Here is a 4,558-nt window from a genome sequence, read left to right on the forward strand (position 1 = left end):
CCCCAGCGCCGCGCGGCTACCTGCAGCGGGCGCCCCGACGGCAGCGGATGGCGGCCACGGCCGGGCACCGTGTGGTCGGTGAGTTCATCGTCGAGGGACACGTACACCGCGCCGGGCAGATGGCCTGCCTCATAGGCCGCGACGCCGTCCGGTTCGGGCAGCGACCACCGCACGTCGAGCAGCGTGATCTGCTCGCCGGCGTCGAGCCGACGCGCCAACTGGTCGGCGGTGATGAAAACGTGCTCGCGGAGGCTCATCAGTTCCTCCCGGTCGCGGATCCATCGGTCAACCCCAGCCGCTGCCCCAACTCCTGTTCGGTGAACTCCCCGGGGCCGCGGCCCGAATGTGCGGTGTCCCTGGCCAGCCGGGCCAGCGCGGTGTTCAAGGGTGCTGCGCCCCCGTACGCGTGTGCGATGCGCACGATCTCGCCGTTGAGGAAGTCGGTCTCGATGCTGCCGCTGTTGCGGGCCAGCGACTGCCACGTCGAGTTCGAGATCACCTCTTCGGCGCCGGCCACCGGCCGCATCGTCGGGCCCTTTGCGCGGGCGGCTGTCGACACGTCGAACGGCACGTACTCGATGCCGGCTTCGGCGAGCACCGCCTCACCCTCGTCCTTGACCGCGGTGGCGACCGCGCCGTCACGCTCCGAGCCTGTCAGCGCGACAACGGCATTGGTGAGGTTGCTCAGCAGTTTGTTGTACTTCCACGGTGCGACGTCGGGCGGCAGAGCGACGATGATGCCGGCCGGTGTCCACGTGGCGGCGATCTCCTCGAGCAAGGCGCGGTCGTCGGGCGTGGCCAGGGATGCCGGCCAGCGCGCCACGTGGAACTGTCCGGCCACCGGCCACGACTTCGTGATCACCTCGCCGGGCGTGACGTGGGCGGCGGGCATCCACACGCACACTCCGAAGACCCTGGCGAAGAAGCGCAGCGTCTTGTCTTCTGCCACTACGCCGTTGAGGGCCGTCAGGACCGGCAGCAGCTCACCTGCGCTGCCCACGGTGGCTGTGCTGTCGTACACCGGCCGGTCGACCCACTCCTGCAGCGCGGCGTCGAGTTGATGCGTCTTGGTCGCGAACACCAGGACATCGCGAGAGGTCAGGCGGACCTCGTCCGGTGCGGCGGCGACGGAGACCGGAATCTGGAACACACCGTCGGGGGTCCGCAGTGTCAGACCGTTGTCGGCGAGAGCGCGCGCGTGTTCGCCGCGGGCCACCAGCACCACGTCGGCGCCGTAGCGGGCGAGTACTCCACCGATGGTCCCGCCGATCGCGCCGGCACCTATCACGATGTAGCGGTGGGACACTGTCGAACTCCTCTCAGCGGCGAAACTACGCCGAAGTCGCCAGGGCGAGCACGTCTTCCGCTGACGGTGGACTCGCCGGGTGGTAGGACAGACACCACGGCGCGACGATCCGGTGGAAGGATTCACCCTCGGTCGCGACGTAGAAGTTGCCGGCCCGCAGCCTGCTGATGTCGGGGACCAGACCACCCTTGGCACGGGCCATCTCGCGGGCTGCCTCGATCTGTGCCGGCGAGTTCAGCAGCCCGTAGAACTGCGTGGCGGCGTTGCCGGGGATGTTGTGGTTGACCCCCTTGGGCGCCTGTGTCGCGAAGACCAGGCCGAGGCCGTACTTGCGGGCCTGCGACGACAGCGCCAGGGTGCTGCGGGTGCACGCGGTGAATCCCTTTGCCGGTGCGAAGTTCTGGGCTTCGTCCATCACCAGCAGGCCGCCGAGCGGGCGATCTCCTGCCGGATTGCGCTTGATCCAGGCGAACAGCGCCATCTGAAGCTGGTTGACGAAGCTCTGCCGCTGCTCGTCCGAGGGCAGACCGATCATGCTGATCACCGATACCCGGGCGCGGTGCCCGTCGGCCGGCGTCAGCAGCACGCCGGGGTCGACGGGAGTGCCGCCGCCACCGAACATCGGATCGTTGACCATCGCCGCCCGCAGATCCTGGGAGAGGTCACCGGCGATCTGATGAGCGCCGGCCATGTTGCTGACGTCCTCGGGAAGGTCGGCGAGCAACCGGATGAAACCACCGAGCGTCGGCTCCGCCGTTCTGGCGTAGTGTTGCAACGCTTCCCGCAGCACTGCGCGTGCCCGGTTGGCCTTCTGAGTCTTTCCCGAGATCAGGGCCCGCGGTTCGAGCGCCTCGCATGCCGACTCGACCGCCTCGGTGAACTCGTCGAAGTCGTCGACGACGCTGGAGAAGTCGGGCAACGGCTGGAACGCCAGCGGGCGGCCGTTGGTGCGGCGCGGCGTCCAGATCTTCACCTCGGTGTTGGTCAGGTAGTCGTCGGCACGCGCACCGTCGGAGCGCCGCCACCCGGACGGCTGTTGCGGCCACGCCGTCCCCAGCCGCGACAGGTCGTTGTTGGGGTCGAGCACGATCGACGACACGCCCCGCAGCGCGCACTCCTCGACGAGACGGCGGATCAGCACCGTCTTCCCCGACCCCGAGCCGGCGAAGATCGCCACATGCTTGCGTAACGCTGACAGCGGGATCGTCACCGGTTCTTCGGTTTTCAGGTCGAGACCGAGCGGGATCTCCGTCGCGGAGACGGTGTGATCGTCGACCGGCTCGGACGCAGGCTCCGGTTCACCCTCTGCGACGACGACGGGTTCGGGCGCGTCGTCGTCGGCTGCCAGCGTCTGCGCCAACAACATCAGACCGTGAGCCGGCCTGCGGGCCCGCAACCACGCGGTCAGCTCCGGATCGTCGTCGTCGATCAGATCGCGCAGCGCCGTCATGGTGCGCACGTCATCCTCGGACAGCGGCAGCGTGCGGCCACCCGCCGCGTGGAACACGTCGATCTCCGCGGCGGTCGTCTTGCCGCTCGGCCACGGCGCATTGCGCAGCAGGAACAGCTGCCGACGGTCCGATCCCGAGCTGAATCCGGTGGCAGTCAGCGCCTTTCGCACCCGGCTCAGCGCGGCGCTGGCGTTGGACGCTGCGATGGCACGGAATGCCCAGTGCCGCTCGTCGTCGGTGTCGCTGTCCAGGCTTTCGCGCAGCCGGGCATGCAGCATGACGTGCGTGCCCGGTGGCGGGTCGGATACGAACATGCTCTCACCGTCGCGCTCGGTGATCCATGCCCGCAGCGCCGCCGACAGCAACTCGGGCATCGTGATGTCTTCGCCGTCGTGTGCCACGGCCGCCTCGGGCACCGCACGTCGCCGGTACTCGGCGAACCGCCGGTCCAACGCCGCAGAGGCCGAAGCTGTTCCGATGTCGCCCTGAGCTTCCCACGACGGCTGGTCGTCGGCGCCGAGGTGTTCGAGCTCGACGATCTCGCCGTGCTTGAGGCACTCCCGCACGTGAGTATCGGCCCGGATCAGCAGTTGGCGTGGCGTGTAGGACGGCGCCTCCTCGAACGCCACCGGTGCCAGCGGCCAACTCGGGTACGGCGGGGTGAATCCCGCCGATGCATAGCTCGCCGCGAACCTGCGCTCCAGGATGGCGCGTCCGATGTCGGCGCTGGGCAGAGGCGTCAGCACGCCCGTCACCCGGAAGCGATCGGCGACGCTGGCCGCAGCGCGGTCCTGGATGTGTTCCCACACCGCAGGCAGACAGGCCACCACCGGCACGGTGCGCCGCGTCGTCTGCCGCAACGACATCAACCCGTGGGCGACCTGTTCGAGCACTCCGTCACCCGATGTTCCTGCCAGCGACTGAGCGAGCAGCGTGTCGATCTGGTCGACGGCGAGCACTGACGGCCCCGCCAGCGCGACCAGGCGTGAGATGTCGCGGACACACTCCTGCGCCGACGCCGGGGCCGCGCGCAATCCCCACGGTCCGCGTTCTTCGACGCTGAATTCCTCGCTGCCCTGCAGGAAGCCTTCACCGATGTCGTGGGCGATGAAGTCGTTGGACCCGAGCAGCACCAGCGCCCGGAGCGTCTGATGACATTGCCGCACCGTCTCTTTCGCAGCGGCCGACAGCGCCTTGATGAAGCGGTAGAGCGTTTCGGCATCCAGGTCGTCGTCACCGATGATGGCCCGCCGATCGGCACGCGACACATGGGCCAGCGACGACAGATCCCACAGCAGATCCTTCAACTGCGTCTCTCGCTGTGCGCCCGGGCGGCCGAGGCTCTCCAGGATGCCGCTGCGCACCGATTGCCAGAAGCTGGCGGCGTCGAGCAGTTCGACGACGAAGAAGAAGCCGCTGTCGGCCTGCACACGCTCGCGAATCTGACCGAGTAGATGGGTCTTGCCCGACCCCGCCGGGCCGCGGATGACGACACCGAGCGGGTTGGAGCTCTCGTCGCGCAGCGCGTCGCCGAAGGCATCCATGACGTCGTCGACGGCGTGCTCGTTGAGGCCCGTCACGTGGGTGGCGGCCTGCGGTCGCCACAGGTCGTCTGAGGTAGGCGCCCAGGTCAGCCGCAGCGAAGCGAGCGCATCCCGGTGTCGTGTGTCCATCACGCCTCGATCGCGATCAGATGCTTGGGCCGGTCCCCGATGACGACGGCGGCGGCGCGGTCCTCGGCGGTCAAGACTTTCTGGTCCTCCTGTGGGATGACGCTGACGCCCGGAGCGCGGTGCAGCGC

At 68.8% G+C, this 4,558-nt stretch carries 3 protein-coding genes; all 3 read right to left on the minus strand.

Annotated elements, in window-relative coordinates; genetic code table 11:
• On the minus strand, nucleotides 1-257 hold a 257-nt coding region (locus WA965_RS19280; RefSeq protein WP_526447945.1), incomplete at its 3' end, for a rhodanese-like domain-containing protein.
• Nucleotides 257-1,306 (minus strand): ketopantoate reductase family protein, encoded by a 1,050-nt coding sequence (locus WA965_RS19285; protein WP_526301269.1) that lies wholly within the window; start codon nucleotides 1,304-1,306, stop codon nucleotides 257-259. The genes WA965_RS19285 and WA965_RS19280, both read right to left, overlap by 1 nt.
• A gap of 25 nt (nucleotides 1,307-1,331) precedes the next feature.
• On the minus strand, nucleotides 1,332-4,430 hold the full coding sequence (locus tag WA965_RS19290; RefSeq protein ID WP_526301267.1) for a helicase HerA domain-containing protein: 3,099 nt from the start codon (nucleotides 4,428-4,430) through the stop codon (nucleotides 1,332-1,334).
• Between the last annotated feature and the right edge of the window lie 128 nt (nucleotides 4,431-4,558).

It is taken from the genome of Mycobacterium sp., assembly GCF_049683935.1.
Lineage (GTDB): Bacteria > Actinomycetota > Actinomycetes > Mycobacteriales > Mycobacteriaceae > Mycobacterium.

Bases quoted from the DNA above. Each gene is read 5' to 3' on its own strand.
- WA965_RS19290 (WP_526301267.1), bottom strand. From the start codon at position 4,430: ATGGACACACGACACCGGGATGCGCTCGCTTCGCTGCGGCTGACCTGG.